The sequence below is a fragment of the Streptococcus infantis genome, assembly GCF_047463315.1.
Lineage (GTDB): Bacteria > Bacillota > Bacilli > Lactobacillales > Streptococcaceae > Streptococcus > Streptococcus infantis_AB.
This window is the reverse complement of the sequence record NZ_JASHEB010000003.1, coordinates 228,150-253,387: the sequence shown is the minus strand read 5'-3', so window position 1 is coordinate 253,387 and position 25,238 is coordinate 228,150. Positions and strand designations below refer to the sequence as shown.

The 25,238-nt window shown below is 40.4% G+C and carries 23 protein-coding genes; 19 read left to right on the top strand and 4 right to left on the bottom strand.

Annotated features, from left to right (window positions below; all coding sequences use genetic code 11):
• Window positions 1–44 precede the first annotated feature (44 nt).
• The 5 genes from QM857_RS04915 to QM857_RS04895 all read left to right on the top strand — a co-directional run bounded on the left by QM857_RS04915 (window position 45) and on the right by QM857_RS04895 (window position 6,685).
• Window positions 45–2,402: a hypothetical protein gene (locus QM857_RS04915; protein ID WP_414275248.1), complete on the top strand. Its 2,358-nt coding sequence runs from the start codon at window positions 45–47 to the stop codon at window positions 2,400–2,402.
• Between the two features lie 185 nt (window positions 2,403–2,587).
• On the top strand, window positions 2,588–3,442 hold the full coding sequence (locus tag QM857_RS04910) for a MetQ/NlpA family ABC transporter substrate-binding protein (RefSeq protein ID WP_414275247.1): 855 nt from the start codon (window positions 2,588–2,590) through the stop codon (window positions 3,440–3,442).
• A 121-nt stretch (window positions 3,443–3,563) separates the two neighbouring features.
• Window positions 3,564–4,937: a M20 family metallopeptidase gene (locus QM857_RS04905; RefSeq protein ID WP_414275246.1), complete on the top strand. Its 1,374-nt coding sequence runs from the start codon at window positions 3,564–3,566 to the stop codon at window positions 4,935–4,937.
• Window positions 4,930–5,991, top strand: a complete 1,062-nt coding sequence (locus tag QM857_RS04900; RefSeq protein WP_414275245.1) for a methionine ABC transporter ATP-binding protein — start codon at window positions 4,930–4,932, stop codon at window positions 5,989–5,991. Before QM857_RS04905 ends, QM857_RS04900 begins: the two co-directional genes overlap by 8 nt.
• Before the next feature lies 1 nt (window position 5,992).
• Complete coding sequence (locus QM857_RS04895) at window positions 5,993–6,685, top strand: methionine ABC transporter permease (protein ID WP_414275244.1); 693 nt, start codon at window positions 5,993–5,995, stop codon at window positions 6,683–6,685.
• Between the two features lie 26 nt (window positions 6,686–6,711).
• Here the strand turns inward: QM857_RS04895 and QM857_RS04890 are convergent, their stop codons facing one another.
• On the bottom strand, window positions 6,712–7,281 hold the full coding sequence (locus QM857_RS04890) for an MptD family putative ECF transporter S component (protein WP_414275243.1): 570 nt from the start codon (window positions 7,279–7,281) through the stop codon (window positions 6,712–6,714).
• 179 nt (window positions 7,282–7,460) lie between these two features.
• Here QM857_RS04890 and QM857_RS04885 point away from each other — a divergent pair, with 179 nt between their 5' ends.
• The 14 genes from QM857_RS04885 to QM857_RS04820 all read left to right on the top strand — a co-directional run bounded on the left by QM857_RS04885 (window position 7,461) and on the right by QM857_RS04820 (window position 22,337).
• Complete coding sequence (locus QM857_RS04885; protein WP_414275280.1) at window positions 7,461–8,264, top strand: Rgg/GadR/MutR family transcriptional regulator; 804 nt, start codon at window positions 7,461–7,463, stop codon at window positions 8,262–8,264.
• Window positions 8,265–8,452: 188 nt separating this feature from the next.
• Window positions 8,453–9,700, top strand: coding sequence for a transporter (locus QM857_RS04880; RefSeq protein ID WP_414275242.1), 1,248 nt, complete (start codon window positions 8,453–8,455; stop codon window positions 9,698–9,700).
• Window positions 9,701–9,780: 80 nt separating this feature from the next.
• Window positions 9,781–11,061, top strand: a complete 1,281-nt coding sequence (gene hisS / locus QM857_RS04875) for a histidine--tRNA ligase (protein ID WP_414275241.1) — start codon at window positions 9,781–9,783, stop codon at window positions 11,059–11,061.
• A gap of 193 nt (window positions 11,062–11,254) precedes the next feature.
• The gene (locus QM857_RS04870) at window positions 11,255–12,982 is read left to right on the top strand and encodes an Ig-like domain-containing protein (RefSeq protein ID WP_414275239.1); all 1,728 of its coding nucleotides are present in this window, start codon (window positions 11,255–11,257) and stop codon (window positions 12,980–12,982) included.
• 76 nt (window positions 12,983–13,058) lie between these two features.
• Window positions 13,059–14,018: a glycosyltransferase PgfS gene (gene pgfS, locus QM857_RS04865; protein ID WP_414275238.1), complete on the top strand. Its 960-nt coding sequence runs from the start codon at window positions 13,059–13,061 to the stop codon at window positions 14,016–14,018.
• 22 nt (window positions 14,019–14,040) lie between these two features.
• Window positions 14,041–17,004 (top strand): glycosyltransferase PgfM1, encoded by a 2,964-nt coding sequence (gene pgfM1 / locus QM857_RS04860; protein ID WP_414259828.1) that lies wholly within the window; start codon window positions 14,041–14,043, stop codon window positions 17,002–17,004.
• A gap of 158 nt (window positions 17,005–17,162) precedes the next feature.
• On the top strand, window positions 17,163–17,366 hold the full coding sequence (locus QM857_RS04855) for a helix-turn-helix transcriptional regulator (protein WP_000916945.1): 204 nt from the start codon (window positions 17,163–17,165) through the stop codon (window positions 17,364–17,366).
• Window positions 17,366–17,569, top strand: a complete 204-nt coding sequence (locus QM857_RS04850) for a hypothetical protein (protein WP_263394260.1) — start codon at window positions 17,366–17,368, stop codon at window positions 17,567–17,569. Before QM857_RS04855 ends, QM857_RS04850 begins: the two co-directional genes overlap by 1 nt.
• A complete protein-coding gene (locus tag QM857_RS04845; protein ID WP_414259827.1) occupies window positions 17,566–17,916 on the top strand; it encodes a PspC domain-containing protein in 351 nt (116 codons plus the stop codon). The genes QM857_RS04850 and QM857_RS04845 overlap by 4 nt, the downstream gene beginning before the upstream one ends.
• 14 nt (window positions 17,917–17,930) lie before the next feature.
• Window positions 17,931–18,632, top strand: coding sequence for a DUF3169 family protein (locus QM857_RS04840; RefSeq protein ID WP_049496763.1), 702 nt, complete (start codon window positions 17,931–17,933; stop codon window positions 18,630–18,632).
• A gap of 9 nt (window positions 18,633–18,641) precedes the next feature.
• Window positions 18,642–19,283, top strand: coding sequence for a CPBP family intramembrane glutamic endopeptidase (locus QM857_RS04835; protein ID WP_049496764.1), 642 nt, complete (start codon window positions 18,642–18,644; stop codon window positions 19,281–19,283).
• Between the two features lie 18 nt (window positions 19,284–19,301).
• Window positions 19,302–19,517 (top strand): hypothetical protein, encoded by a 216-nt coding sequence (locus tag QM857_RS04830; protein WP_049496767.1) that lies wholly within the window; start codon window positions 19,302–19,304, stop codon window positions 19,515–19,517.
• 137 nt (window positions 19,518–19,654) lie between these two features.
• On the top strand, window positions 19,655–21,418 hold the full coding sequence (gene aspS, locus QM857_RS04825; RefSeq protein ID WP_414275237.1) for an aspartate--tRNA ligase: 1,764 nt from the start codon (window positions 19,655–19,657) through the stop codon (window positions 21,416–21,418).
• Window positions 21,396–22,337 carry a YitT family protein gene (locus QM857_RS04820; protein WP_414254147.1) on the top strand — a complete coding sequence of 314 codons (942 nt, stop codon included), beginning with the start codon at window positions 21,396–21,398 and terminating at the stop codon, window positions 22,335–22,337. Before aspS ends, QM857_RS04820 begins: the two co-directional genes overlap by 23 nt.
• Window positions 22,338–22,393: 56 nt before the next feature.
• On the opposite strand, the gene QM857_RS04815 is transcribed toward QM857_RS04820, so the two are convergent.
• The 3 genes from QM857_RS04815 to QM857_RS04805 form a co-directional block, all read right to left on the bottom strand.
• Window positions 22,394–23,380: a LacI family DNA-binding transcriptional regulator gene (locus QM857_RS04815; RefSeq protein WP_178894440.1), complete on the bottom strand. Its 987-nt coding sequence runs from the start codon at window positions 23,378–23,380 to the stop codon at window positions 22,394–22,396.
• A 9-nt stretch (window positions 23,381–23,389) separates the two neighbouring features.
• Window positions 23,390–24,190: a DUF1189 domain-containing protein gene (locus tag QM857_RS04810; protein ID WP_414275236.1), complete on the bottom strand. Its 801-nt coding sequence runs from the start codon at window positions 24,188–24,190 to the stop codon at window positions 23,390–23,392.
• Window positions 24,191–24,394: 204 nt separating this feature from the next.
• The gene (locus QM857_RS04805) at window positions 24,395–25,237 is read right to left on the bottom strand and encodes a sugar ABC transporter permease (protein WP_254724668.1); all 843 of its coding nucleotides are present in this window, start codon (window positions 25,235–25,237) and stop codon (window positions 24,395–24,397) included.
• Window position 25,238: the final 1 nt, after the last annotated feature.

Below are 25,238 nucleotides of genomic sequence, written 5' to 3'. Positions count from 1 at the left end.
GGAATGGTTTATAATATTAAATAATACATTTAAAGGAGATTGTTATGAAACACAAAAAGTTTTTATCCTCATTTACATTAGCTGCGGCTTTGTTAGCAGCGGGTGCAATGAATCATGAGGTTCAGGCTAATGAAAAACCAGTAGATGGTAAGGAAAAAGCTGTCGCACAATCATCATCTGAAAAACAGATTACAGATGCGCAAAAGGAAGTTAAGAAAGCTCAAGCGTCTGTAGATGAAAAAGCTTCAAAAGAAGCGGAGGCTAAAAAGGACTTAGCAAAGGCTGATAAAAAGGTTGCTGAGACCAAAGAAGCTATCAATATCGCTAAAAATGCTGATGCTATCATCGAAGAAGAATCAAAAGTAGCATCTGAGAAGAGTGCTGAAAAAACAGAAGCTGACAAAGCTTTGGCAAATGCAGAATCTACAGCAACAGCAGCTCAATCTGCAGAAACTGCTGCTAAAGAAGCTAGCCAATCTGCCAATGAAAAGCGTGATGCTAAAGCGGCAGAGGTAAAAGCTAAACAAGCTGAACTAGATGGTATGACTGATGAAAGTCTTAAAAATCAAATCTCTAATACAGAAAAAGAGGTTAAAAAGGCAGAGCAGTCTCTTCAAGAACAGACTAAAGCAGCAAGTGAAGTAGCGAATAAGATAGCAGATAAACAAAAGGAACTTGACAATTACAAACCAACAGTTTTGAAAAAAGCCTTGAATCCAGAAGAACAAGGCCGTAAAGCTCCAGCGTCTGAGGATGGTTATGACTATAACAAACAATATCGTCCTAAAGACGCCTCAGGTAATCCTTTGATGGAAAATGTTGCCTTCCAAGGTGTTCGTGAAGTTGAAGTGGAAGCAACTGACGAAATGAAACGCTTCACTAAGGCGCTGGCTGATTATAATGCAAACCCATATGATGAAGTCAACCATAAATATAAAGCTAGACCAACCTTTAAGTTTGTTGTGGATAATCGCAAATTGACTGAAGCTTTCATTGAGGTAGCAAATGAACTCCGTCGCGCTAATGGTGTTACACACGACTTAGCTCTAGACGAAGCCTACATTAAACATGCAGAAGAACGTTCAAATGAAATGGCTACCACTGGAGTTTTAAGCCATGATACCAAGTTCACACACCCAGATGGAGAAGATGTTCGTGTAGAAAATATTGGAATGAAATATCTAATTCCTGGATCCGATGGTGGACCAAACTTTGTGGAAGTTAAAAATGGTCAAACGATTTATAATTACGATAAGATTATGAGTTATAAACAGTTTGCTTATGAATCCCTTTTAGCTTGGTATGCAGACTTTAATAATATAAAAGGAATCGACTACGGACACCGCAGAGCCCTTCTTACACCGGTTGGAGGGAAAGTAGGAGTTGCCCAAGGAACGATTGAAGGAAAAAATCCTAATAACATTTATTATACATATACAAGTAATGCCTATTCACCTGAAACAGTGAAGGAATACACATCTAATTTCTATGCCTTTAAGGAAGATGATAAATTGCATCCGACTTTCTATGGTAAACGCATGAAGTTCTTGCCTGAGCATCACTTTGTATACGTTGAAAAAACAGTTATTGATAAATCTGCTGACATTAAGGCTGAACTGGCATCATTGCAAGCAGAAAAAGCTGACAAAGATGCTAAAAAAGTAGCTACTGAAACTAAAAAATCTGATTTGTTAGCAACCTTGGATAAATTAAATAAACAAGCCAATAATTTATCAAGTTCACGTGAACAAGTTAAAAAGGACTTGGAACAAGCGAAATCTGATTTGGCATCCTTGACTGCAGATGCGAAAGCAAAAGCTGACTTAGTTGCTACAAAATCACAAGAGGCAACTAAAGCAAGTCAAAATCTAAAAGCCTTGCAAGCCAAGGTAGCAGAATTGGCTACAGCCATTAAAAATGCAGAAGAAAAACGCGATAAAGCAAAAGCCTTGAAAGGTCAAGCATCAGATTTGGAAACAACCTTGAAGCAAGCAGAAACTGATAAAGCAAATGCACAGAAAGTTAGTGATCAAGCAGAAGCTGAATTGAAATTGGCTCAAACAGCTCTAGCAGAAGCTAAAGCGAAGCTGCAAGCTTTATTAGATGTACTTGAAGCAGAAAATATGCTAAGAATTGGTGAAAAAGACGGAATTATTATTGGACTACCAAAAAATGCACCAATTCAAGACCAACTTCCAGAATTTGATCTTCGTAAACTTGCTGACAAACCTCAAGGAGCAAAAGCTAATAAACTCGGCAAAAAAGCTTCTACTAAAGCATTGCCAAATACAGGAACAAACTCAGGTGTAGATGAACAAACGACTCTGTTTGGAGTTTACGGTTTACTTGCGAGTCTCGGCTTAGCAGGCATCGTAACACGACGCAGAAGACAAGGTGAATAAATCTTAAAAGCTATCTAGCAATCAGCTAGATGGCTTTTTTATAGAATGATAAATCCGAGGATAGGTCTAATATCAGCTTAATATGTATAGTTTCAAACTATATGTCTGCCTATCTATTAACAATTTGCTAAATCAAATAAAGTATGAGATACTATTACGGTATTATTTTTAAAGGAGAATGAATCATGAAAATCAAAAAATGGTTAAGCGTAGCAGCTATCGCTACAGTAGCAGGCCTTACACTTGCAGCTTGCGGAAATTCAGACAAGAAAGCGGACAATACAACTACAGTTAAAATTGCGACTGTTAACCGTAGCGGTTCAGAAGAAGCACGTTGGGACAAAGTCCAAGAATTGGTTGAAAAAGACGGAATTAAATTGGAATTCACAGAGTTTACAGACTACTCACAACCAAATAAAGCAACTGCTGATGGTGAAGTAGACTTGAACGCTTTCCAACACTACAACTTCTTGAACAACTGGAACAAAGAAAACGGTAAAGATCTTGTAGCGATTGCAGATACTTATATCTCACCAATCCGCCTTTACTCAGGTAAAAACGGAGAAGAAAACAAGTACACTAAAGTGGAAGAAATCCCAGATAACGGTGAAATCGCAATTCCAAACGATGCTACTAACGAAAGCCGTGCCCTTTACCTTCTTCAATCAGCTGGTTTGATCAAGTTGGATGTTTCAGGAACTGAACTTGCTACAATCGCAAACATCAAAGAAAATCCAAAGAACTTGAAAATCACTGAATTGGATGCTAGCCAAACAGCTCGTTCATTGACATCAGTTGATGCAGCTGTTGTAAACAACACTTTTGTTACAGAAGCCAAATTGGACTACAAGAAAGCACTCTTTAAAGAGCAAGCTGACGAAAACTCAAAACAATGGTACAACATCATCGTTGCGAAAAAAGATTGGGAATCATCACCTAAAGCTGATGCAATCAAGAAAATTATCGCAGCTTACCACACTGATGAAGTGAAAAAAGTCATCGAAGAAACTTCAGACGGCTTGGATCAACCAGTTTGGTAATAAACACAGGGAGGTGGGAGAGATTTTTTCCACCTCTTGCTTTTATATAGAGCCTCAAGCAAATGAAATCCACTTGTATTGATTCTAAAGGTACAAGTCCTAGTAGAAAGGTAGAGAGAAAATGGTTTTCCCTAGCCAAGAAGAACAAATTGAAAAGTTTGAAAAGGATCATGTAGCGCAACATTATTTTGAAGTTTTGCGTACCTTGATTTCTAAAAAATCAGTCTTTGCCCAACGAGTTGGCCTGAAAGAGGTGGCTCGTTATCTAGGTGAGATTTTTAAACGTGTTGGTGCAGAAGTTGAGATTGACGAGAGTTATACGGCGCCTTTTGTCATGGCACATTTCAAAAGTTCACGACCAAATGCCAAGACTATCATTTTCTACAACCACTATGACACAGTACCAGCAGATGGTGACCAAGTTTGGACCGAGGATCCGTTTACTCTTTCTGTCCGTGATGGTATCATGTATGGGCGTGGGGTGGATGATGACAAGGGGCATATCACTGCTCGCTTGAGTGCTCTGAGAAAATATATGCAACACCATGACGACCTTCCTGTCAATATCAGCTTCATCATGGAAGGGGCAGAGGAATCGGCCTCTATGGATTTGGATAAATATCTAGAAAAACATGCGGACAAGCTCCGAGGTGCAGATCTATTAGTCTGGGAACAAGGAACCAAAAATGCCTTAGAGCAGTTAGAAATCTCAGGTGGAAACAAGGGGATTGTGACCTTTGATGCCAAGGTTAAGAGTGCCGATGTGGATATCCACTCTAGTTATGGCGGCATTGTTGAGTCAGCTCCTTGGTACCTCATTCAAGCCTTGACCAGTTTGCGAGCTGCAGATGGGCGTATTTTAGTTGAGGGTTTGTACGATGATGTTCAAGAGTCGAACGAACGCGAGTTGGACTTGGTTGAAACCTATGCTCAACGCAATCCAGAGGAAATCAGCCAGATTTATGGCTTGGAATTACCACTGTTACAAGAGGAACGTACTGCATTTCTAAAACGTTTTTTCTTTGAACCAGCTCTCAATATCGAAGGAATCCAGTCAGGATATCAAGGGCAAGGGGTCAAAACAATCTTGCCAGCAGAAGCTAGTGCTAAGCTAGAAGTTCGTTTGGTTCCTGGCCTCGAACCTCATGATGTTTTGGAGAAAATTCGGAAACAACTAGACAAAAACGGTTTTGATAAGGTAGAATTGTACTATACTTTGGGTGAGATGAGCTATCGAAGTGACATGAGTGCGCCAGCTATTCTCAATGTCATTGAACTGTCCAAGAAATTCTATCCACAGGGCGTATCTGTTTTGCCGACAACGGCTGGAACAGGTCCTATGCATACCGTATTCGATGCCTTGGAAGTACCTATGGTCGCTTTTGGGCTAGGAAATGCCAACAGCCGAGACCACGGTGGAGATGAAAACGTGCGAATCGCCGATTACTACACCCATATTGAATTAGTAGAGGAGCTGATTAGAAGCTATGAGTAGAGATATTATCAAGTTAGATCAAATCGATGTGACTTTTCATCAAAAGAAAAGAACCATCACAGCGGTTAAAGATGTGACCATTCACATCCAAGAAGGGGATATCTACGGAATCGTTGGATATTCTGGAGCAGGAAAGTCAACCCTGGTTCGTGTTATTAACCTTTTACAAAAACCATCTGCAGGTCGAATTACTGTAGATGATGATGTGATTTTCGATGGTAAAGAAACCTTAACTGCCGGGCAATTACGTCGTAAGCGTCAAGATATTGGGATGATTTTCCAACACTTTAACCTTATGAGTCAGAAGACAGCAGAGGAAAACGTAGCTTTTGCCCTCAAACATTCTGGACTTAGTGAGAAAGATAAGAAGGCTAAAGTAGCTAAATTGCTTGACTTGGTTGGTCTTGCAGACCGTGCTGAAAACTATCCTTCACAACTATCTGGAGGTCAAAAACAACGTGTGGCTATTGCGCGTGCCTTGGCTAATGATCCAAAAATTTTGATTTCGGACGAGTCAACTTCAGCTCTTGATCCAAAGACAACGAAACAAATCTTGTCACTCTTACAAGAATTGAATCGTAAACTAGGTTTGACCATTGTCTTAATTACACATGAGATGCAGATTGTCAAAGATATTGCTAATCGTGTGGCAGTTATGCAGGATGGCCGCTTGATTGAAGAGGGCAGCGTTCTTGAAATCTTCTCAGATCCTAAGCAACCATTGACCCAGGACTTTATCTCAACGGCGACAGGTATCGATGAAGCTATGGTCAAGATTGAGAAACAAGAAATCGTAGAGCACTTATCTGAAAACAGCATTTTGGTACAACTCAAGTATGCAGGCGCTTCTACAGATGAACCACTTCTGAATGAATTGTACAAGCACTACCAAGTAACAGCCAATATTCTTTATGGAAATATTGAAATTTTGGATGGCACTCCTGTTGGTGAACTTGTGGTTGTCTTGTCAGGGGAAAAAGAAGCCTTGGCAAGCGCTCAAGATGCCATCCGTCAGGCTGGTGTGCAACTAAAAGTATTGAAGGGAGGACAGTAAGATGGCAGAATTGATTAAAGCATACTTACCAAACGTCTACAAGATGGGTTGGTCTGGTCAAGCTGGCTGGGGAACAGCAATCTACTTGACCCTGTATATGACGGTTCTTTCCTTTATCATTGGAGGTTTCCTAGGGCTGGTTGCAGGGCTTTTCCTTGTCTTGACAGCTCCAGGTGGTGTCTTGGAAAATAAAGTTGTTTTCTGGATTTTAGACAAGATCACGTCAATCTTCCGTGCGGTGCCATTTATTATTCTCTTGGCAGTCTTGTCACCCTTCTCTCATCTAATCGTAGGGACAAGTATCGGGCCAAATGCGGCTATTGTACCCCTATCTTTTGCAGTCTTTGCCTTTTTTGCCCGTCAAGTACAGGTGGTATTGGCAGAACTAGATGGCGGTGTCATCGAGGCAGCTCAAGCTAGCGGAGCTACTTTCTGGGATATCGTGGGTGTTTACCTATCAGAAGGTCTACCAGACTTGATTCGTGTGACGACTGTGACCTTGATCTCCCTCGTCGGTGAAACAGCTATGGCGGGAGCAGTTGGGGCTGGAGGTATTGGTAACGTAGCTATCGCTTATGGATTTAACCGTTTCAATCATGATGTGACAGTCCTTGCGACACTTATCATTATTCTGATTATCTTTACAATTCAGTTCTTGGGAGACTTGTTGACCAAGAAATTAAGTCATAAATAAAAAAAGAGCCGTGTGGCTCTTTTTATTTAACTTTTATGTGTCAACTTCTTACTAAGTGTTTGTCCAATCAGGGCACCAAGTAAAGCGCCGATGAGAACACTTGTGATAAAGAGGAGGATATTAGCAGGATTCGGTGCAACCATAATGCGATCGATATAGTCCTGAGATTTTCCACGAGCGACTAGAGTTGCGATATAGGCTTGAGGGGTCAACCACATGAGTAGGATGGGACCAGTAGTACCAAAGGCAAAAACTAGGAAGGAAAGAAGGTTTTTAACCTTATCCTTGTAATGTCCTAGGTGAGCGATGCCATCTGCTGCAAGACCACAGATAATACCTGGCAGAAAGGCTCCAGCACCATGCTTGCTCCCGAGGAAAAATAGAGAAATTACAAGTCCAATCGTAGTAATCGCTCCAAAACGAGGAACCTTTGCTAAAAGGATCATATAGACGCTACCACCCACAAGAGCAGAAAAGGCAGGGGCGTAAAACATATTTCCAGTGTGGTCGACAAGGTTCCCTAGTAGAACCCCCACTCCGATACAGAGAAAGTAGACAAGGGCAGCAACAAGGGTTGTCAAGATATTCTTTTTCATAAGTTCTCCTTCGTATATCTGATGGTTTTCATTGTATCATGCCTGTGGGAGATTGTAAATACTGGCTTGGAACTAGTATTTATTAGGAAATGTGGTAAAATAGGAAAAAATAAAAGACGAGTGGTAAGAGGAGGAAGAATTTAGGAAAAGTTTTTAAAGAGTTAAGGGAGTCCAGAAAAATCTCCTTGAGAAAAGCAACAGGTGGACGCTTTTCAGCATCCTTATTGTCGCGTTTTGAAAATGGTCAGAGTGACATATCTGCTCCAAAGTTAATCACAGCTTTGGAGAATATTCATGCGAGTATGGAAGAATTGTTATTTTTGGCGAGAGGTTTTCATCAGGATGCCTATTCTGAATTTAGAAACAGAATGTTTGAGGCTATCGATCCACAAGATTTAATATCCCTGAGTACTCTCTATCAGAGAGAATACCAACAACATCCTTTTTCAAAGGATAAACAGCAACACATTCTCAATGCTATTTTGATAAAATCCTATATGAAAGCTATTGATGTGACAGTTACATTGACCTCTGAGGAAGAAAGAGTCCTACATGATTATCTATTTTCTGTTGAAATTTGGGGGCTCTATGAACTTTCGTTCTTTTCTTCCTACTCTCCTCTTTTATCAGTCCAGCTTTTGACAAAGTATACTCGGGAAATGTTGCGGAAGTCAGATTTCTTGCAAGGAGTTGGGAAAAATCGGAATATGATGCACACCTTGCTCCTCAATGGTTTTATGGCCTGTATTGAAGTTGATGATTTTACCAATGCCCTTTATTTCAAAAAACAAATTGAAAAGAACTTCTTTGAAGAAAATGAAACCTATTTTCGAATAGTCTACCTATGGGCAGAAGGTTTGCTTGATAGTAAACAAGGAAGGGTAGAAGAAGGTCGAAAAAAGATGGAAGATGCTGTCCGTATTTTCGAGATAATTGGTTGTAGCAAATCTGCAGACTATTATAGAAGTGTCATAGAGTGTTGAATATCTGCAACTGGATAAATTAAATTGAAACGATAGGGCTAGGAAGATACCAATTAACATTAGACAAATTCTAGCGTTTTCGTTATTCGTTTAATCTGTTGCATATATTCAAAAAATATTCTCAAGGGCTTCTTGATGCTATACTAGAGCTACCATAAAAGTAGAATGTGAGAAAGAAAGGAATCTATATGAAACTATTACTAAGAAATCAAGCATACAGAGTTTTGAGCTTATCACGATTTTTCAATGCTTTTGGCGCTTCCATTTTTAATTTAGTATTTGTGGTCTATGCCTCGACTTTGCCAGAGGCTTCTGTTGCCGTTGCTATGGCGAATGTTGTGATGATGCTTCCAACTCTTTTTACAGTTTTTGTGGGAATTCGGGCAGATTATACCAAGGACAAGGTCAAATGGATGACCTATGTCGGTTTATTTCAGGCGGTTTTATTTTTTCTAGCAGCCCTAGTTGTTCAGCAAGCTAGTTTCTTTGCCTTTTCGACCCTTTGCCTCATCAATGTCATTAGTGATGTAGCCAGTGATTTTGCTGGTGGCTTGCGAATGCCTCTCGTTAAAGAAAAGGTAGCAGAGTCAGATCTGATGGAGGCCTATTCCTTTTCGCAGTTTATTACCTACATCTCTGCGATTGGCGGCCAAGCTTTTGGAGTTTGGCTATTAGGGGTGTCAACACAGAACTTTTCGCTCGTAGCGGGAATCAATGCCATATTTTTCCTAGTGTCAGCTCTCATTCTCTTTTTAGGAAGGGCTGAATTAAGCTTACCAACTCCGTTTGCGGATAGTAAATCACTGAAAAATGAGAAGCTTTCTATCAAAGATCAGTTTTTTACGATTTACCGAAATCTACGTCTCGTTTTTCTTAAAAGTGGACAGAAAAACTTTGGTTTTATGCTCTTTGCTATCCTGCTTATCAATGCATTGGGTGGTGCCTTAGGTGGTATCTATAACATCTTCCTTTTAAATCATTCCTTACTGAATTTTTCCTACAAGGATGCATTGTTTATCTTACAATTGATTACCTTATTAGCTGTTATCATCAGTAGCCTTACTGGCAATGATTATTTTGGGAAGCAATCTCTGCCTAGATTGATGATGTGGGTTACATTAGGAGCCAGTCTAGTTGGTCTATCTAATTTGTTAAACCAAGTCTTGCTCGGGATGCTTTTCGTCTTTTTTACCATGTATGTTTCTGGGAAAATTTCTCCAAAGATTAGTGCTCTGCTCATGAAAAATCTTGCTCCAGAGGTTCTCTCTCGTACCAGTAATTTTTTAGGTTTGTTGTTTACTCTATCTATACCAGTGGGGACGGCCTGTTTTTCACTGGTGGCAGTATGGGATATACAGTTAACATGGTCTCTGTTTGTTGGGCTTTCCTTGCTTGCAATTCTCCTAGCTAGTCTTAATCTCAAAAATGAAATTTAGGTGTTAGTCTTCTTTTCTCACTGTCCCAATCCCGTCATTTATGGTAAAATAGGACTATTAAGTTATAAAGAGGATTCCCTATGAAATTACAAAAACCAAAAGGAACGCAGGATATTTTACCTGCTGAGTCTGCCAAATGGCAGTACGTTGAAGGCTTTGCGCGTGAAATCTTCAAACGCTACAACTACGCAGAAGTGCGTACCCCAATATTTGAGCACTACGAAGTCATCAGTCGTTCTGTTGGAGACACAACTGATATCGTAACCAAGGAAATGTATGATTTTTACGACAAGGGAGACCGTCATATTACCCTCCGTCCAGAAGGAACTGCTCCAGTCGTTCGTTCTTATGTGGAAAACAAACTCTTTGCACCAGAAGTTCAAAAACCAAGTAAGTTCTACTACATGGGGCCAATGTTCCGCTATGAGCGCCCACAAGCAGGTCGTTTGCGCCAATTCCACCAGATTGGTGTGGAGTGCTTTGGCTCTAGCAATCCAGCTACTGATGTAGAAACGATCGCTATGGCAGCCCACTTCTTGAAAGCAATCGGTGTTCAAGGTGTCAAACTACACCTCAACACCCTTGGAAATCCTGAGAGCCGTGCAGCATACCGTCAGGCCTTGATTGACTACTTAACACCGCTCAAAGATAGCTTATCTAAGGATAGCCAACGTCGTTTGGAGGAAAATCCTCTCCGTGTCTTGGACTCGAAGGAAAAAGAAGACAAGGTAGCTGTGGAGAATGCACCATCTATCTTGGATTACCTGGATACAGAAAGCCAAGCTCACTTTGATGCTGTTCGTCAGATGTTGGAAAATCTCGGAGTAGCCTATATCATCGATACCAACATGGTGCGTGGTTTGGACTACTATAACCACACGATTTTTGAGTTTATCACAGAAATCGAGGGCAATGAATTGACAGTCTGTGCAGGTGGTCGCTATGATGGCTTGGTTGCTTACTTTGGCGGTCCTGAAACTGCTGGCTTTGGCTTTGGACTTGGTGTAGAGCGTCTTCTTCTAGTCCTTGAAAAGCAAGGAGTGGTTCTCCCTATCGAAAATGCCCTAGATGTCTATATCGCAGTCTTGGGAGAAGGAGCAAATGTTAAGGCCTTGGAATTAGTACAGGCTCTTCGCCAACAAGGTTTCAAAGCAGAGCGTGATTACCTCAACCGCAAGCTTAAAGCTCAGTTTAAGTCAGCCGATGTTTTTGCTGCTAAGACTCTTATCACTCTGGGAGAGAGCGAAGTCGAAAGTGGACAAGTCAAGGTTAAGAACAACCAAACTCGAGAAGAAGTAGAAGTTTCGCTTGATGCTATCTGTCAAAATTTCTCAGAAGTATTTGAAAAATTAGGCTTTTAATAGTAAAGTAATGAACCAGGGTTTTATTCCTGGTTTTTATTTAATAAAAAATTCGACCATTGAAGTCTTTTTTGTATAAAAGGTTGAAAAAAACTGAATGTTTTTGGATGGGAAAGAGGGATATTATAAAAATCACTTGTAAACGAATTCAAAAAATGCTATGATATATTTGATTAATCAAAAGGAGTCAACCATGAATTATTTTAAAAAGAACACGATGCGCGTGTTTGCATTTTTGGGTATAATCGTGTTATCTTTGACGGTACTGACAACAGTATTTGCAGCTGATGTTACAGACTATACCAATAAAACATCAATCACTGTTGATGGTCAACCATTGACATCGGACACTCAAATCGGAACAGGTAAAGTTTTGGAAGCAACCAATACCATTTCTTTCCCTGATACTCAACAAATTAACGAAGGCGATGTACTGGTACTTGACCTTCCTAAAGAATTGGGCTTGATCACCAAGCTAGAATTTCCAATTACCCATAGCAGTGGTGAAGTAATTGGGAATGCTGTGACAGATCCAAGCACTCAAAAAGTAACGATTACTTTTACAGATTATTTCTCTAAGAATTACAAGGATAAGGTAATGTCTTTGAAATATTCTGTTCGTCCAAACGTAACCAACTTACCAGAATCAGGTAACTATACTTTCCAATTCGGGACAGAAAAATATACCCTCAATTACAATAAAACAGACGGTGAAGCTGGTGACTATGAAATGAAATATGGTTACCAAGATTCAGAAAATCCTAACCGCATCAAGTGGCGTGTTGTTTTGAACGCTGTTCAGGATAAATTGAACAACATGGTCATCAAGGATGACTTTAGCGATAGTGGACAAGTATTGGTAGAAAGCTCTTTCCGTGCAGTTCGTTATGCGACTCAACCAGAAAAAATTCCAAATGAAGCAGCACTTCTTAAATTGGAACCAATCGATAACTTTAGCAAAAAAGCTGAATTCACTCGAAATGCGGATGGTAAAATCACAGGATTCACCATTAACTTTGGTGACAACTGGAATTGGGCGATGTACATTGAGTACACAACAGAGTTGACTTCGGAACTTCCAAAAGATACTCAAGTTGCCAATGTTTTGGAATGGACAGCAAGCAACTTCGAAAAGCGTACTCCAATTAAGGCCTTGACCCGTTTAGAAACAGGTTCAGGTGAGGGTAGTGGAGATAAGACTACTACAACTACAACTACGACCACAACAACCACAACGACAACTTCTACAACTACAACGACAGAAGAACCAACGACAACTTCTACAACTACAACGACAGAAGAACCAACGACAACTTCTACAACTACAACGACAGAAGGTCCAACGACAACTTCTACAACTACAACGACAGAAGAACCAACGACAACTTCTACAACTACAACGACAGAAGAACCAACGACAACTTCTACAACTACAACGACAGAAGGTCCAGCGACAACTTCTACAACTACAACGACAGAAGGTCCAGCGACAACTTCTACAACTACAACAACAGAAGAACCGGCGACAACTTCTACAACTACAACGACAGAAGGTCCAGCGACAACTTCTACAACTACAACGACAGAAGGTCCAGCGACAACTTCTACAACTACAACGACAGAAGGTCCAGCGACAACTTCTACAACTACAACAACAGAAGAACCAGCGACAACTTCTACAACTACAACAACAGAAGAGCCAAAAACTACTTCAACAACAGAAGGATCAACGACAACTTCAACGACCGCATCAACAGAAGGGCCAACAACCACTTCAACAACAGAAGGATCAACGACTACAACAGATGAGAAACCAAAACTTCCTAAAACTGGAGAAGCCGTAGGAACTGGCTTGGTATTTGCAGGAATCGTCATCTTATCAGGCACAGTTGTATTGAAACGTAAATATTCTAATAAGTAATAGTTGAGTTTCTTTAGATAGGGGAGAGCATGGCTCTCTCCCTTTTTTAAAAAAGTAGATATTATGGAGTATTTAGATGAAACTATCAATTCTTATCACTCTTTTAAATGAAGAATTAGTTCTCGCTCAAACGCATAAAGCCATCTCTGAGCAGTTAGAGAGTATGATTTTATCGGAAGAACTGTCTGACTACGAAATTCTCTATGTGGATGACGGCAGTAGCGATAGCACACTAGAATTAATCGATGCTATTGCCAATGAAAACCCACGGGTCAAGTATATCAGCTTTAGTAGAAACTTTGGACGCGAGAGTGGAATTCTTGCAGGTTTTAAGTATGCGACTGGTGATGCAGTTATGGTGATGGATGGTGATTTGCAACATCCGCCCTACCTTATCCCTCTCTTTGTAGAAGCTTATAAAGAAGGATATGACATTGTCAGCGGTCAGAGAACTCGAGAAGGGGAGTCATTTGTAGGAAGCTTCTTTGCTCGTAGTTTTTATAAATTCTCGAACCATTCCATGGATGTCAAGTTAACAGACGGGAAATCTGAATTACGACTCCTCAGCAAGAGAGCTGTGGATGTGTTTGTTTCGCTGCCTGAGTACAACCGATTTAACAAAGGGCTTTATGAGTGGATCGGTTTTAAAGAGAAGGTTATTCCTTATAAAAATGAAGTTCGTAAGGCAGGAAAAAGTAAATTCGGCTTTAAGAAGTCTATGAACTATGCTTTCCAGGGGATTATTTCGTTTAATGATCGTCCTCTTAGAATTTGTATCCAATTTGGATTTGTCAGCATGGCTCTGTCTCTTCTCTACATTGTTTATGAATTTTGTAAATTTATCTTTTCTTCCGACTATACGAGTGGCTATTTCACTACAATAGCAGCCATTATCTTGTTTAGTAGTGTGCAACTCATTTTCATAGGAGTACTTGGAGAGTATATTGGAAAGATTTATTACGAGGTGAAGCAACGTCCTCACTTTATCGTCGCAAAAAGTAATATTGACCAAGCTGAAAAAGATAAGATTGGTTAAAATGGTATAGGAGAAAACAAACATGGATAAGTGGTTAATGCGTTGGCAAGAATTGAAAGGGAAACACCCTAAAGCCTTGCTTTATACGATGAGTGCCTTACTACCGATGACCATTATGCTGGTAGTTTGGTTTTTCATGGGTAGCTATCCTTTTGGGAATAAAAGCCTGATGGCAGTTGACTTTGGTCAGCAGTATATCAGCTTTTTTGGCTTGCTTAAAAATGCGATACTTACTGGTGATTTGAGTAGCCTGACTTACTCTTTTACTAAATCTCTCGGTGGAGACATGATAGGGGTTTTGGGCTATTACTTGATGAGTCCCTTTAATATTTTTTATATTCTTATCCCCTTCAAACACTATGGTTTAGCTGTCTTTCTGACCATTTGGCTCAGATACGGTGCAATCGGACTTTCTTTCTCTCATTTCCTGATTAAGCGCTATAAAGGTGCAGAATCACGTGTGTGGTTGGTGCCTTTATTTGCAACAGCCTATGCTCTTTCAGGGATGCTCGTTTCTTACCAGATGAACGTCATTTTCTATGATGCCATGATTATGCTACCGCTCGTTATCGTTTATCTGGAAGAGATTTTGGATGGAGGAAGACCCTATCGTTATGCCTTTATTTTAGGACTAACAGTCTTTCTGCAGTTCTATATGGGGTATATGATTTCGATTTTTATCGTCCTATACTCTTGTTATTATGTTTCACCACGCCTCTCTATTCAGGGAACTCTGAAACAGAAGCTGAAACACTTCTTGAGTCCTCTGGTAAAAACATTTGCCTTCTCTGTCATTGGGGTTGCTACGGCATCGGTATTGATTGTGCCAGTTTTCTATAATCTCCTTGAGAGTAAGGGGCAAGTTGGAGATGCCATGAAATTCTCCTTGGCCTTTCAGATTAATCCTGTGGATATTCTGTCTAAACTAGCTATCGGTGGTTTTGATACTGCCTCAGGCTGGTCAGCTGGACCAAACCTTCCCAATATCTACATCGGCGCTTTAGGATTTCTAGGTTTTATCCTCTACTTTACGTCAAAGCAGATAGCTAAGGAAAAACGTTGGGCTGCAGGAGCAGTCACCTTCGTCTTCTTCCTTTCCTTTGTCAATGAGTTTGTAAGTAAAATCTGGCATATGGGACAAAATCCAGCTGGATTCTTCTTCCGTTTCTCATGGTTATTCTCGTTCTTTATGCTCGTTTTAGCCTATCAGGTAGTTAAGGGACAAGTAGAAATTTCTCGCAGAGGGAAGTTGCTTTCAGCTGTGTTACTAGTTTTATCAGCAATTTATCTCTATACAAAGAAATTCACCTATCTTCCAAAAACACAGCCAGAAGCATTGACTCAATTTCTAACAAAGAATGTTATTGTATTTTGGATTTTACTATTAGCTATCACTGCAGCCTGCTCTTATCTCTATTGGAGTCGTTCACGTAAAGCACCTCAAGTGAAAAAAATGGTGCTATTGATAGCTGGGGCTGTCGTCCTTCTTTTAGGCATTCTTCTCCAAACAGGTTATCTCTTATCTCAGGTTGTATTAACCTTGCTGGTCTACTTGGCGGTTATCTTCTTACTGCGCTCAAGAATGACAAGATTAGCCATTCTTGCCTTATCTACCTTAACAATCTTTGAGTTGGGTTACAACGCTTATCTATCTCAAGCAACCTTTGGGTATGCGGATGTAGATAAGTTTGTAGATGCAACGGTATCTGTAAAACAAGTGACAGATGATGTTCAGAAACAAGCAGACCAACCATTCTATCGAATCGCCTCCACCTTTGCCTATTCAAAAACAGTGCCATCGCTTGTTTCCTACCCAGGTTTAAGTACCTTTAGTTCTAGCTTAGAGCGTACGACCATGGATCAATTCGCCTACATGGGTGATCAAGGGATTAATGCGGCGACAGAGTATGAAAATGGGACCCTCTTAACAGATGCCCTATACGGTGTTCGTTACTATATGGATGTCAAGGATCTGGATCCTACAGAGAAAGAAGCTCATCCTGAGAGAATGTATTTCACTCGTTTTGCAAGTCGTTTTGATATGCAACGTTATTTCACGCGTAAGGTATATGAAGATGAGCGTTATATTGTGTACGAAAACCCAAATTCTTTCCCATTAGCTTATGGAACAAATGATTTGGTAAGAAATATCAACTTCGGTAAAAACAACGCTATTCAAAATCAAAATATCATCCTTAACTCTATGGAAGGTGTGAAAAAAGGCGAAGAGAATTATCTCGACTACTTCAAACCCCTAGCCTACGGAGATGTTGAAACAGAAAATCTTACTGAGGAAAATGTCGACAAAGAAAAAGGAACTGCAGTTTACAAGCGTGTAGATTCTTCTAAGGATGCAATCGTTCGCTACCGAATTACTCCTCGAACAGATTTAACTTATTACTTCTTCGTACCTGCAGGTCTAAATACAGAGAAAGATTATTCCGTCCTTCTGAACGGCAAGTGGTTTACTCATTCTAAGAGAAATACGCAACGTCAACTCTGGCAAATTGCAGATAATGCGGAGAATCAAGAATCTGTACTTGAGTTCCGCTTTAAAACAGATAAGGTTGACCTTTCAAACGCAGGGGTTTATCGAGCAGAAATCAGTCAAATTCAAAGTGCTTTAGAAAAAAGGAAGGCACAAGGTCTACAAGTTGAGAAATTCTCGAATACTCATATCGTCGGTTCAGTGAATATTACTGACGACAGTAAATATATGATGACTTCTATCCCTTATAGCGAGGGTTGGAAGGTGAAAGTGGATGGTAAGTATGTCCCTGTGACAAAAGCATGGAACAGCTTTATTTCCTTCCCGATTACTTCTGGACAACACAAAGTAGAATTTGTCTTCTCACAAAAAGGAAGGGTTACAGGTGCTGTATTGACTCTCATCAGTCTAACAACGCTTTATATTGTCAGAAGAGATTATAAAAAGGATGATAAAAACCAGCTGAAAGAAAGTCAAAGCGCTCCATCAGCTGAGTAAGCAATCTTTTATCAAATAAAAAAATACGGTCAGGATACCACTTCTGACCTTTTTCTTTTACAAAATGACAAAAATCTTAAACTTTTTGACAAATATACTTGTCAAAAATAAAAAGATGTGTTACAATGAAATCAAGTTAAGAACAAAGGAGTAAAGACATGCTAAAAAATCGTCTAAAAGAGCTTCGAGCTCGCGATGGCCTGAATCAAACAGAGCTGGCCAAACTAGCTGGCGTGTCCAGGCAAACCATCAGCTTGCTTGAGCGAGATGAGTATACCCCATCCATCGTCATTGCCCTGAAGATTGCTCAGATATTCAATGAGCCAGTCGAGTCAGTCTTTCGCTTAGAGGAGGATGAGTGATGAACAAGTATAAAGTGATTTATTATCTATCTATAGTTGTGTTTATCGTAAATCTTTTGGCGATGATTGGAAGCCTATTTGGTTGGTTTTCTATCGTCGAAAGTAAATATCTCTTCTGGATTAACATAGTTTTACTATTAGTCTTTAGATGGGTAGAGAGAAAGATAAAGTTTAAAGAAATCGTAAAAGGAGAAAAGTTATGAAAGAGTTTTTAGCAGGCTTTCAAATCGATACAGAGAACAAAGCACTTGCAGGTGTTTGTGCAGGTTTAGGAAATTATTTTAACATTCAAGCCAATATCGTTCGTTTGGTGACAGTCTTCTTGTTTCTCTCTTCTACGGAGATTGGGATTATAACAGTAACTCTCTATGCCTATCTAGCAGGTTGGCTTGGCAATGAACCCTTGGGGGATGGAGCAAAAAAAGCTAGAAACCAAGCTATTCTCTTACTTGCTGTTTGTTTGATTTTGGCATCACTTGGGACAGAAGGCTTGACCGCTATCTTCGAATCAGGTAAAGCTTTTGGTCAATGGTTGTCTGGCTTGTTTTAGAAAGAGGTTGAAATATGGAAAAGAAACATATCATTTTTGCACTGAAGATTTTTCTTGCAAGTGCTTTATTAGGAATATTTGCTGGTTTCCTTGATCTTAATCCTTTAGGTATCACTCAAGCTCAAGTAGTCGTTGCATTGAAATCATTCTTTCTTGGTTTAGGGATGCTTACGGTGATTCTAACTTTTTATTTCACTAGAAAAAGCCATCAGGCCTATCAGAGTTATCAAAGAGAAGAGGAGGACGAAGAAAACGAACAAGACTACCTTGCCACGTATCGCTTCTTAGATTATGCTTCAGTAGCTTGGAATGTTTGCCAAATTTGTATGCTATCCTGTCTACTTTTAGGTTTGGGAGGTTTAGGTCTATCAGCAACATCCTTACTTTTGCTGGTTGTAGGTATCTGGTCGGGTGTTTACTGTCTCAAAATCACCAGCAAGATTCGTAACTACAAACTTTCTATTACGGCGACTCCCAAGGAAGTTTTGGACTACCTTGACACTTATGATGAGGGAGAAAAACAGGCTGAGATGGAAGAAGCTTACTTGATCTTGTTCAAGGTTAATCAGCTCCTCATTCCTGGTATCTATGTTGTCTTAGTAGTTTTATCTGTGGTATTGGGACAAGTACAGTTGGTGGCTCTACTCGTGGCAGTTGTCATCCATATGTACATGAATGTGGCACAATTGCGCAAAACAAAACGTTATTTCAAATAGGAGAATATTATGAAAACACTTAAAAACATTGGCTGGTATAGCCTTACTTTCTTATCATTTATTATGATCTATAGTTTTATTCAGGGCGTAGGTTTAGTGGCTATGAAAATGGGTGCGCCTGAATATGTTGCTGTCCCAATTTATGTCTTATTGGCAGGAATTTTCACCTTCGTTACCTACAAGTGGTATAAGACAGGAACCGTTACGATTGAAAAAACAGCCCTTAACAAATACATCTGGTTGCCTGCCTTGGTATTGGTTCTTGTCATAGCAGCACAAAATTTCTTACCAAATGATCCATCAGTCAATCAACAGATGTTAGAACAAATGACTCATAATCAACCTCTTTTCTCTTTCTTTATGATAGTGGTCTTTGCGCCTCTGACAGAAGAATTGACCTTTAGAGGAATGTTAGCCCGCTATGTCTTTCCTCAACAAGATAACGTCAAGCAGACAGTTCTCTTTCTTCTTGTAAGCACCATCATTTTTGCACTTGTTCATTTCCCTGGCACTCCACAACAATTCCTAGTTTATGCTTCACTTGGCTTTAGCTTGGGTTTGGCCTATATTAGTAAGGGTGGTTTGGCTTATAGTATGGCTCTTCACGCCTTGAATAATTTAATCGGATTTTTAATGATTATCATGCTATAATAGACTCAGGAGGAAGTCATGAAACGAGTGATATTATTAGCAGTGATTCAGGCAGTTGTTCTCTTCCTTATTATTGGAGCGCTTGCCTATGCTTTTAAAGGGGATTTCTTTTATAATCATCTAGCAGTTATCTTTGCACCAATTGCAGGTATTATGCGATTTGCGACAGCCTATGCAACGGAGATTGTTCTCCCTAAAAAGGCAGCGGAGATTGCTGAAAAGCGAAAAAAATAAAGAAAACCCAAATCCAGCGAAAGACTTTGCTGGATTTTTTCATTTATCGCAGGAAACTCTCAACTTTTCTGATGATTTTCATGAAGAGCCTGCGCTTTTATGGTAAAATAGTAACAGAATACAAGAGGAGAGAAGAAATGAAACGCAGTATGTATGCTGGTCGTGTTCGTGAGGAACACATCGGACAAGAAATTACCTTGAAGGGTTGGGTTGCCCGTCGTCGTGACCTGGGTGGCTTGATCTTTATCGACCTTCGTGACCGTGAAGGGATTATGCAGTTGGTTATCAACCCTGAAAAAGTATCGGCAGAGGTGATGGCAACAACTGAAAGCCTTCGTAGTGAATACGTCATCGAGGTGACTGGTCAGGTTGCAGCACGTGAGCAGGCAAATGATAAATTGGCGACTGGAGCAGTTGAGCTAAATGTAACGGCTCTTACTATTCTGAATACAGCCAAAACAACACCTTTTGAAATCAAGGATGGCATTGAGGCAAACGATGATACGCGTCTACGTTACCGTTATCTTGACCTTCGTCGTCCAGAGATGTTGGAAAACCTTAAACTTCGTGCCAAGGTGACCCACTCTATCCGCAACTACTTGGATGAGTTAGAATTTATCGATGTGGAAACACCATTCCTTTCTAAGTCAACACCAGAAGGGGCGCGTGACTATTTGGTGCCATCTCGTGTCAATAAAGGGCATTTCTACGCCCTTCCTCAAAGTCCGCAGATTACAAAACAGTTGTTGATGAATGCTGGCTTTGACCGTTACTACCAAATCGTCAAATGTTTCCGTGATGAAGACTTGCGTGGTGACCGTCAACCTGAGTTCACACAGGTCGACTTGGAAACTTCATTCCTTACTGAGCAAGAAATTCAAGACATTACAGAAGGCTTGATTGCGCGCGTGATGAAGGAAACAAAAGGAATCGAAGTAACGCTTCCATTCCCTCGTATGAAGTACGATGATGCTATGGCCCTTTATGGTTCTGACAAACCTGACACTCGCTTTGAGATGTTGCTTCAGGACTTGACAAAAGTTGTCAAGGGTGTAGACTTCAAAGTCTTCTCAGAAGCTCCTGCGGTTAAAGCCATCGTCGTCAAAGGTGCTGCAGATAACTACTCACGTAAAGATATCGATAAGATGACAGAAGTAGCCAAGCAGTATGGGGCTAAAGGTCTTGCTTGGGTCAAGGTTGTTGACGGTGAATTAAACGGTCCGGTTGCTAAATTCTTGACTGGCATTCAAGCAGACTTGACAGCAGCGCTTGGTCTTGAGGACAAAGACTTGGTACTCTTCGTGGCTGATACACTTGAAGTAGCCAATGCAACTCTTGGTGCCCTTCGTGGACGTATCGCCAAAGAGCTTGGCTTGATTGATAACGACAAATTTAACTTCCTCTGGGTAGTTGACTGGCCAATGTTTGAATGGTCTGAAGAAGAAGGTCGTTATATGAGCGCCCACCATCCATTTACTCTTCCTCAAGCAGATACTACTCATGAGCTTGAAGGTGATTTGGCTAAGGTTCGTGCTATTGCCTACGACATCGTCTTGAACGGTTATGAACTTGGTGGCGGTAGCCTTCGTATCAACCAAAAAGAACTCCAAGAACGTATGTTCAAGGCCCTTGGATTCTCAACAGAAGAAGCAAATGACCAGTTTGGATTCCTTTTGGAAGCCATGGACTATGGATTCCCACCACACGGTGGCTTGGCTATCGGACTTGACCGCTTTGTAATGCTCTTAGCAGGCGAAGAAAATATCCGTGAAGTGATTGCTTTTCCTAAGAACAACAAAGCAACTGACCCAATGACCCAAGCACCATCAACAGTAGCTCTTAAACAATTAGAGGAACTCAATCTACAAGTAGAACAAGATGAAACAAACGAAACTAACTAAAAAGTGGTACCATTATCTGCGCCGCTTTGCTTATCGGGTGAAGATTTTACGTGTTTTGCAAAGTATCTCCCGAGAAAAATACGATGAAAAAATTTCAGCTTCTCTGGTATATGGTTTTCTATCAGCAGTAGCCGTCAATTTCTTCTTCCAGCCAGGACACGTTTATTCAAGTGGAGCAACAGGTTTAGCTCAGATTATCTCAAGCCTTAGTAACTACTGGTTTAATTTCCATATTCCAATTTCTGTAGCTTTCTATTGTATCAATATACCACTCATGATTTTAGCTTGGCGCCAGATTGGGCATAAGTTCACGATATTTACCTTTATCACGGTATCCATGAGCTCGCTCTTTATCCAATTTGTGCCAGTGGTGGTCTTGACAGAGGATCCCATCATCAATGCTCTCTTTGGTGGGGTAGTCATGGGACTTGGTATCGGCTTTGCTCTACGCCATAACATTTCCAGTGGTGGAACGGATATTGTCAGTCTTACCATTCGTAAGAAGACGGGGCGTAACGTCGGAAGTATCTCCTTCCTAGTGAACGGGACAATCATGCTGATTGCTGGCTTGACCTTTGGTTGGAAATATGCCCTCTATTCTATGATTACCATCTTTGTATCAAGCCGTGTGACAGATGCAGTTTTCACCAAACAAAAACGCATGCAGGCTATGATTGTTACTAGTAATCCAGATGCAGTCATTGAGAAAATTCACAATAAATTACACCGTGGTGCGACCATGATCCATGATGCTGAGGGAACCTATAATCACGAACGTAAGGCAGTTTTGATTACGGTTATCACTCGTGCAGAGTTTAATGATTTTAAACTAATCATGAAGCAAGTGGATCCAACAGCCTTTGTATCGGTCTCAGAGAATGTTCATATTCTTGGACGATTTGTCGAGGTTGAAAACTAATCAGTCAAACAAAAAAGATTACACAAAAAACCAACTCAAAATAGAGAGTTGGTTTTTTATTTTTCAACGATTTCGTGTGCAATCACCTGACGATAGCAGATTTGACGATTCTCTTTGACATCATTAATGATTTGCAGAATGGTTTCAAATGAAGTTCGGCCAAGAGCAAGGCTATTGATATCAACATAGGCAGCTAGATTCAATCTTGGATTCACCGAATCAAAGCTTAGAACAGGAACATCAAGCTGGTGTTCGTTGAGGTAGTTACAGACACCTTCAGCTAAGAGACTATCTGTTGTAATAATAGCATCGGTCTGAGGGTCGTGTTTAAAGAGTTGTTTACTAAAGTTATAGCCCTTTTCTTCTAGAAACTCGTCTGCAAAGAAGGTACGTTGACTATCAAGAGGTAGATCGTGTTCTTGAAGTGCTTGCTCGTAACCTGTCAGACGGTCCTGGGTAACGAAGAGCTTCTTGGTACCACCGATAAAGGCAATTCGACTGCATCCTTTTTTGATGAAATATTCGGTCGCATCAAATCCGGCTTGGATGTTATCATTATCAACAAGCGGAATGAAAGGAGAAAGTGATTTTCCAAGAATGAGGAAGGGAAATTGCTCATCGACAACTAATTGCACCAAGGGATCATTTTCTTGAGCATACAAGAAGATAAGCCCATCTACACGTTTTCCATAGACCATTTGTGAAATGGCGTTTAAACGCTCTTTCTCATCCTTACCAGTCGCAATCTGAATGGCATAGTGATTTTCCGAGGCAACCTGTGCAATCCCTCTCAGAACAGAAGGGAAGAAAGGGTTTTGGTAGAAAACGTCTGAGTCATCCGGAAGAACCAAGCCAATGACTTGCGTATAACTGCTAACGAGACTTCGAGCATTTAGATTAGGATGATAATTGAGTTCTTTCATTGCTTTTCGAACTCGTTTTTTGGTTTCGTCACTAATCGTTGATTTGTTTTGAATAACACGGGTTACGGTTGAAGGTGAAACTCCTGCAGCCTTGGCCACGTCTTTAATCGTAACAGGCATAATAATCTCCTACTTTTGGTAGTCTGGATCACGATAATGAGTCTTATAAAAGATAGTGACCAGGTATAGAACAAATAAAATGTTTTGAACAGTAATCAAAGTTGCCATATTCTGTCCCAAAAGACCTAGAATCAGGGTAATTAAAGTTGGTAATCCTAAACAGTTCAAAATAAAATGATAGCACTCTTTATAGGTCTTAAATGAGAAGAGACGAGATTTTTTCGTGAAGTAGAGCAAAAGGCTCGCACCTAAAGCTACAATGAAAAAATTAAGTCCAAAGAGGAAACTAGCACCTAAGACCAGGAAGAGGCTGATATAGACACGGTTCTGTTGATACCAGTCTTTAGAAATGGCCTGAGTCAAGCTCTCCTTGTTTTGAAAACTTTCAGTCGTGATAGCGTGATAGCGAATGCTGGTTAGTTCTTTTCCTTGCTTACTGATGACGAGATTCTCGGGTTCAAAGTTAAGAAGTAATTCCTCAGGGAAACTTGAACTAGAAGTATCTCCAATTTGAACAGAAGCTTGATGAGGAGTTGAACCCGTATAGCTTAGTTTACCATCTACAATCTGAGCATTCTTAGCTAGATCCTGAACGACTTCGTCCGTCAATGGAGCATAGACATCATCGATGAACGTCTCTAAAGGATAGGTTTCCTGAGAACTGTTCTGGATAGCAATAGGCACCATGGATAAGCTAATCAAGAAAATACTGGTAAAAATCAGTTGAAACCAGTTTAGACCAAAACGATGAGAGAGGGGCTTACGAAATCCCCAAATACTATTAAAATAAGAAAACGGATATGGTAACATAAATCTCTTTCTATAGGCATTTTCTATACGAGTATTATATAGAGAAATGTTTTTTATTTCAAGCGGGGATAGTAGAATCCTTGGTAAAAGTGAATGTTTGTTATGATTCATCCATTAACTAACAAGGAAATCTCAGCAAGCTCATGTTTCTCACCAGACAATCGATGTACAAGGTCAAAAATGAAAAAGGGTGGCGAGGGTATATTACCCCTTGTCGCCACCGCTTGTAAGTCCTGAAACGAAGTTCTTTTGCAAGAAGAAGAAAAGTGTACAGATTGGAAGAGCGATGAGGATAGCACCTGCTGAGAAGTAGGCGATCTTCAAGTTCTTCGCATTGCTGACGAAGGTTTGTAGACCAACGGCAACTGTAAAGTATTCTTTTTCACGAAGCAAGAAACTAGAGAGGATATAGTCTCCGAAAGGTCCCATGAAGGCCCAGAGTGCTTGTACAGCAACCATTGGGCGAACAAGAGGGAGAACGATTTGCCAGAAGCGGCGGAAGTGTCCTGCACCATCAAGTTTTGCAGACTCATCAAGAGACATTGGCACGGTGTCAAAGTAACCTTTCATCAACCAAGCGTTCATCGGGATACCTCCACCAACGTAGAGGAAGATGAGGAACCAGCTATGGTTAAGGGCGTTCAACATAAGCGCCATAACGAAGAAGGCGGTCAATGCGGCCATGGTTGGCACCATTTGGATGATCAAGAAGAAGACCAAACTTTGTTTACGAGCCAAGAAGTTGTAACGGCTATAGGCATAACCAGCAAGTACGATAATACTTGTCTGAACAACCATAGTGATCAAAGCGATGATCAAAGTGTTGAGGTACCATGTGCCGTACAAGGTTTCTGTAAAGAGCCCTTTGAAGTTATCAAGACTGAAATTAACATTGCTGTCGAGCTTGAAGGCCACAACGTTACCGGCCTTAAAGGCTGACATAATCGTGATTAAAAGAGGATAGATAATAACGATTGAAAGTCCAATTAAGTAAAGATAAGTAAGGGTTTGAGTCAGTCTACGTTTGATTTTGATTGAGTTATTCATC

Coding starts and splice junctions, on each gene's coding strand:
- QM857_RS04895 (WP_414275244.1), top strand. CDS start 5,993: ATGGCAGAATTGATTAAAGCATACTTACCAAACGTCTACAAGATGGGT.
- QM857_RS04810 (WP_414275236.1), bottom strand. CDS start 24,190: ATGTTACCATATCCGTTTTCTTATTTTAATAGTATTTGGGGATTTCGT.
- QM857_RS04880 (WP_414275242.1), top strand. CDS start 8,453: ATGAAACTATTACTAAGAAATCAAGCATACAGAGTTTTGAGCTTATCA.
- QM857_RS04820 (WP_414254147.1), top strand. CDS start 21,396: ATGAAACAAACGAAACTAACTAAAAAGTGGTACCATTATCTGCGCCGC.
- QM857_RS04840 (WP_049496763.1), top strand. CDS start 17,931: ATGGAAAAGAAACATATCATTTTTGCACTGAAGATTTTTCTTGCAAGT.
- pgfS (WP_414275238.1), top strand. CDS start 13,059: ATGAAACTATCAATTCTTATCACTCTTTTAAATGAAGAATTAGTTCTC.
- QM857_RS04845 (WP_414259827.1), top strand. CDS start 17,566: ATGAAAGAGTTTTTAGCAGGCTTTCAAATCGATACAGAGAACAAAGCA.
- QM857_RS04835 (WP_049496764.1), top strand. CDS start 18,642: ATGAAAACACTTAAAAACATTGGCTGGTATAGCCTTACTTTCTTATCA.
- QM857_RS04905 (WP_414275246.1), top strand. CDS start 3,564: ATGGTTTTCCCTAGCCAAGAAGAACAAATTGAAAAGTTTGAAAAGGAT.
- QM857_RS04815 (WP_178894440.1), bottom strand. CDS start 23,380: ATGCCTGTTACGATTAAAGACGTGGCCAAGGCTGCAGGAGTTTCACCT.
- QM857_RS04830 (WP_049496767.1), top strand. CDS start 19,302: ATGAAACGAGTGATATTATTAGCAGTGATTCAGGCAGTTGTTCTCTTC.
- QM857_RS04855 (WP_000916945.1), top strand. CDS start 17,163: ATGCTAAAAAATCGTCTAAAAGAGCTTCGAGCTCGCGATGGCCTGAAT.
- QM857_RS04915 (WP_414275248.1), top strand. CDS start 45: ATGAAACACAAAAAGTTTTTATCCTCATTTACATTAGCTGCGGCTTTG.
- QM857_RS04870 (WP_414275239.1), top strand. CDS start 11,255: ATGAATTATTTTAAAAAGAACACGATGCGCGTGTTTGCATTTTTGGGT.
- QM857_RS04850 (WP_263394260.1), top strand. CDS start 17,366: ATGAACAAGTATAAAGTGATTTATTATCTATCTATAGTTGTGTTTATC.
- hisS (WP_414275241.1), top strand. CDS start 9,781: ATGAAATTACAAAAACCAAAAGGAACGCAGGATATTTTACCTGCTGAG.
- QM857_RS04890 (WP_414275243.1), bottom strand. CDS start 7,281: ATGAAAAAGAATATCTTGACAACCCTTGTTGCTGCCCTTGTCTACTTT.
- aspS (WP_414275237.1), top strand. CDS start 19,655: ATGAAACGCAGTATGTATGCTGGTCGTGTTCGTGAGGAACACATCGGA.
- QM857_RS04805 (WP_254724668.1), bottom strand. CDS start 25,237: ATGAATAACTCAATCAAAATCAAACGTAGACTGACTCAAACCCTTACT.
- QM857_RS04900 (WP_414275245.1), top strand. CDS start 4,930: ATGAGTAGAGATATTATCAAGTTAGATCAAATCGATGTGACTTTTCAT.
- QM857_RS04910 (WP_414275247.1), top strand. CDS start 2,588: ATGAAAATCAAAAAATGGTTAAGCGTAGCAGCTATCGCTACAGTAGCA.
- pgfM1 (WP_414259828.1), top strand. CDS start 14,041: ATGGATAAGTGGTTAATGCGTTGGCAAGAATTGAAAGGGAAACACCCT.